Annotated in this window: 3 protein-coding genes; all 3 read left to right on the top strand. The window is 38.6% G+C overall.

The features are described from left to right. Window positions 1-57: 57 nt before the first annotated feature. Genes AAEY57_RS18750 through AAEY57_RS18740 form a run of 3 tightly spaced genes read left to right on the top strand, consistent with a single transcriptional unit; the run spans window position 58 to window position 4397 of the window. Entirely contained in the window at window positions 58-1590 is a 1533-nt protein-coding gene (locus tag AAEY57_RS18750; protein WP_350608525.1) for an N-6 DNA methylase, read from the top strand. Next, the gene (locus AAEY57_RS18745) at window positions 1580-3091 is read left to right on the top strand and encodes a restriction endonuclease subunit S (RefSeq protein WP_350608524.1); all 1512 of its coding nucleotides are present in this window, start codon (window positions 1580-1582) and stop codon (window positions 3089-3091) included. The genes AAEY57_RS18750 and AAEY57_RS18745 overlap by 11 nt, the downstream gene beginning before the upstream one ends. A 1-nt stretch (window position 3092) precedes the next feature. After that, window positions 3093-4397, top strand: a complete 1305-nt coding sequence (locus AAEY57_RS18740) for a coiled-coil domain-containing protein (protein ID WP_350608523.1) — start codon at window positions 3093-3095, stop codon at window positions 4395-4397. Window positions 4398-4503 lie beyond the last annotated feature (106 nt).

Genomic DNA, 4503 nt, shown 5'->3' with positions numbered 1-4503 from the left:
CTATGATAATTTAAACGAGTCAGGTAAAGTGGCCTGACTTAAACAAACTGGTCTCCGATGAACTCGGGGCGATTCATAATCTTTCTTAAATTTATTAGTGACAAGTTTGAAGGGCGTAAAAAAGCCATTGCTAGCGAGTACGGTGATGAGTACATCGACATGGTTGACTTTTACGCGATGGATAACGTGTTTTATCTCCCAAAAGACGCACGTTGGTCGTATATTCAAACCAACGCCAAGCAAGGCGATATAGCCGTTAAAATAGATACCGCACTACACGCGGTAGAAAAAAACAATAAATCACTTGCCGGCGCATTGCCAGATAACTACTTTTCACGCTTAGGGCTTGATGCCAGTAAGCTCTCAGCGCTTATCGATACCATTAATAATATCGACACTATTGCCAACCAAAACGAAAAAACAGAAGAAGACTTAGTTGGCCGTGTTTACGAATACTTTTTAGGTAAATTTGCTGCATCTGAAGGTAAAGGCGGGGGCGAGTTCTACACGCCTAAGTCTATTGTTACCCTAATAGCCGATATGATTGAACCATTCGAAGGCAAAATTTACGACCCCTGTTGTGGCTCGGGCGGTATGTTTGTGCAATCGCTTAAGTTTATTAATAGCCATAATGGCAACCAAAAAAACATATCTATTTACGGGCAAGAGTACACCAACACCACCTATAAACTGGCAAAAATGAACCTAGCTGTGCGTGGTATTTCGGGCAACTTAGGCGATGTAGCCGGCGACACCTTTTTTAAAGACCAACACCCCGACCTAAAAGCCGATTACATAATGGCAAATCCACCGTTTAACCAAAAACAGTGGCGCGCCGATAACGAACTAGTCGACGATGCCCGCTGGGCAGGTTACCCAACACCGCCTACCGGTAATGCCAACTATGCATGGATCATGCATATGATCTCAAAGCTTAGCGAGCATGGCACCGCAGGCTTTGTACTGGCTAATGGCTCAATGAGTTCTAACACCAGTGGCGAGGGCGATATTCGCCAAAAAATAATCGAAAACGATTTAGTCGATTGTATGATAGCCCTACCAGGGCAGTTGTTTTACACCACACAAATTCCGGTGTGTTTATGGTTTATAAGTAAAGATAAAAAAGGCAATAACGAAAAAGGCATACTAAAACGCCGCGACCGCCAAGGCGAAACGCTATTTATAGACGCTCGCGAAATGGGCTCTATGGTTAACCGTACTCTAAAAGAACTCACCAACGACGACATAGCCAAAATAACCGAAACCTACCATATATGGCGCGGTGAAGAGCTTGCCACTGAAGGTGCGAAGCCAAAAAGCGCACAAAAAGAGCAAAGCGCCAATAAAGAGCAAGAGTATCAAGATATCGCCGGTTACTGTAAATCAGCCACCCTTGCCGATATAAAAGCAAACGACTACGTACTAACCCCTGGGCGCTATGTGGGCGCTGCCGATATTGTAGACGATGGCATTCCGTTCGAAACTAAAATGAGCAAACTTAGCAAAACGCTTTATAGTCAAATGAACCAAAGCGATGAGCTTGATAAAGCCATTCGTAAAAACTTGGAGGCGCTTGGTTATGGGGAGTAATTGGAAAACAACAACTCTTGCAGATATATCAGAAAGGATTGGTGATGGCTTGCATGGTACACCAAAGTACTCCGATGATGGAGAATATTATTTTGTAAATGGAAATAATTTAGAGAGTGGGGCAATAGTCTATAAAGATTCGACTAAACGAGTGGGTTTGGAAGAATATAACAAGCATAAAAAAGAGCTTGGAAGCTCTACATTGTTAGTATCAATAAATGGAACTATAGGAAATGTGGCTCTATATAACGGTGAGGAAGTTGTTCTTGGTAAAAGTGCTTGTTATATAAATCTCAAAAAAGGAATCGGTAAGGAGTTTGTTAAGTACATATTATCAGGGTATCTATTTCAAGAATATATTCAAAGATGTTCAACTGGCAGTACAATAAAAAATGTATCTTTAAAGATGATGCGCGATTTTGCTTTTCGTATCCCAGATACAGAGATAGAACAGGATAAAGCTGTAGAGCTTTTAAAATTACTCGATCATAAAATAAGCCTAAACAACCAAACCAACCAAACCTTAGAACAAATGGCGCAGGCGTTATTTAAAAGCTGGTTTGTTGACTTTGATCCCGTGTTCGACAACCTACTTGCGAGCGCTGATTTTAAGTTAGAAAACCTTGAAACTAGTCTGCCTGACGAGTTAATACAAAAAGCACAGCGCCGCTTAGCGGCACTGGATAGTTTAGAAAATGCGGCCGAAATAAAAACCTCACTCAGTGCGCTCGCTCACGAGTTACAAGCACAGCGACCAAAAAAAGAAGCAACACAAGCAGCAGTGCAAATATTAGGTAAAACCGCTGAAACACCCGTGAAAGCAAACGTGAGCGCCAACCCTAAAATATTAGCGCAACACGCCAACACCCACTTCCCCAATGAGTTCGAGCACAACGAACAACTAGGCTGGATACCAAAGGGGTGGGAGTCAAAAACTATTGATGAACTATGCAAAATAAACCCAGAATCTTGGACTAAAAAAAACGCACCTGAGGTAGTTAAATATGTTGATTTGGCTAACGCTAAAAATGGGTCTGTGGGTGAAGCTATAGAATATAGTTTTTCTGAAGCACCAAGTCGAGCAAGAAGAATATTGCGACCACATGACACAATCATAGGTGTAGTTAGGCCTGCAAATAGATCTTTTGCTTATGTGAATGAAGATAATTTAACGGGTAGTACAGGGTTTGCAGTAGTTAGAGCAAATAATCAAAATTGTAGAGCTTTTGCATATTTTTCTTTAACTAATGATGATTGTATTCAAGAGTTCACGCGCATTGCTGATGGTGCTGCTTACCCTGCAATAAAACCAGAAGATGTAGCGAAGACATATTGCGTTTACTCCAATAATAAAATCTTAGATGCATTTGAATCTATTGCTGGAAACATCATGTCTGGGGTTGCAAGAAATCAAACACAAACAAAAACATTAACTAAACTCAGGGATACTCTTCTTCCGAAGTTGATTGCTGGTGAGATTACAATAAATAAGGATATTTAAAATGAGCCGTTGGCTTGAAGAATTTGATAACCATCCATTTCAGAATGTTTGGAGTAACTTAAAAACCACAATTGAAGACTCTCAGGTCGATGACGAAACCATAATTACAAATGTTGAGGAATTAGCTCGATTAAGAAAAGTAATTACTTTCTTAGATGTTTTAATTGATTCTATTGACCCTGAGTTAGTACCTCTTACTACCTGGGATTCTTTCCGAACTCAGTCTCAATCATGTCTACAAGAAATAACAAACTATAATAATAACCGAAATATTCAGCATGTTATTAAAGCAAATACATATGCCGATAATTTATTAACTTATGTTCGTCCCTATACAGTTGAATCAGCAAAAGCAGTTAAAGCTACACAAGCAGCTTTTCGTGGATATTCAAAGACAGTGGCTCAAGGGTTAGAAAACTTTAAGAGAAAATCAACTGAGTATTTAGATGAATTTGAAGAGTATAGAAATTCAACTGAAGAAAAGTACTCCGAATTAAAAGGCTTCCATGCAGAAATTACTGATTTACGCCAACAGTATTTTGTAGGTAATGAATCTGAAGACGCCCTAGAATCAAAAATAGATTCAATGTTTACCAAGTTTAGTGATTATTACTCGCAAATTTCTGATTATCAAACTGAACTTTTAGGCAGCGGTAGCGATTCAATTAAAGAAATAATAGAGGAAGCTAAAGTTGAGTCTGAAGACAGTAAAAAATTAATAGAAACAATGCTTCATGATACTGAGAGTAAACTTAAGGAGCTGAAGCTATTCTACAGGGATGTTCATGGTATTGAAGATGAAGATGGAAATTTGAATGGTGGTTTAAAGTTAGAGATTAGTAAGAGGAAAGAGGAACTAGATAGCTTTAAGAAGCAACAACAAATTCGTTATCAAGCATTAAATTCCCAAATTGAAGAATTACTACCTGGCGCAACAAGTGCAGGTTTAGCTACAGCCTATAGAGTTATGAGAAAATCATTTAGTAAACCAATTAAGCAATATTCTTATTTATTTTACTCAGCAGTATCTATATTAACTTTAACAGCGCTCTTATCAAGCATTGATAGTTTTTGGACTGCGAATGAGATCATTAAATTTGTTGATATTACTGATCTTAGTGGACTATTAAATAGCTTGATTCATAAGTTACCTATCATAGTACCGGTAGTATGGTTAGCTCTATTTGCTTCTAAAAGGCGAAGCGAAGTGCAAAGATTACAGCAAGAGTATGCTCACAAAGAAGCTCTAGCTAAATCATATCAAAATTTTAAAACCCAGATAGATAATTTGAATGTACCAGTGTAGTGGTCAACTAATTTTGGCCACAGTTTTAGAAGGTAGTGTTTAGAAATCTGTGTCATTTCAGTATTATTAAGAAAACAGGAGTGACACATGACTCAATCTTTCGACT

Source organism: Pseudoalteromonas sp. MER144-MNA-CIBAN-0113 (assembly GCF_040308965.1).
Taxonomy (GTDB): domain Bacteria; phylum Pseudomonadota; class Gammaproteobacteria; order Enterobacterales; family Alteromonadaceae; genus Pseudoalteromonas; species Pseudoalteromonas tetraodonis.
Note: the sequence above shows the minus strand (reverse complement) of the source record. Positions and strands in the feature narration are given on the sequence as shown.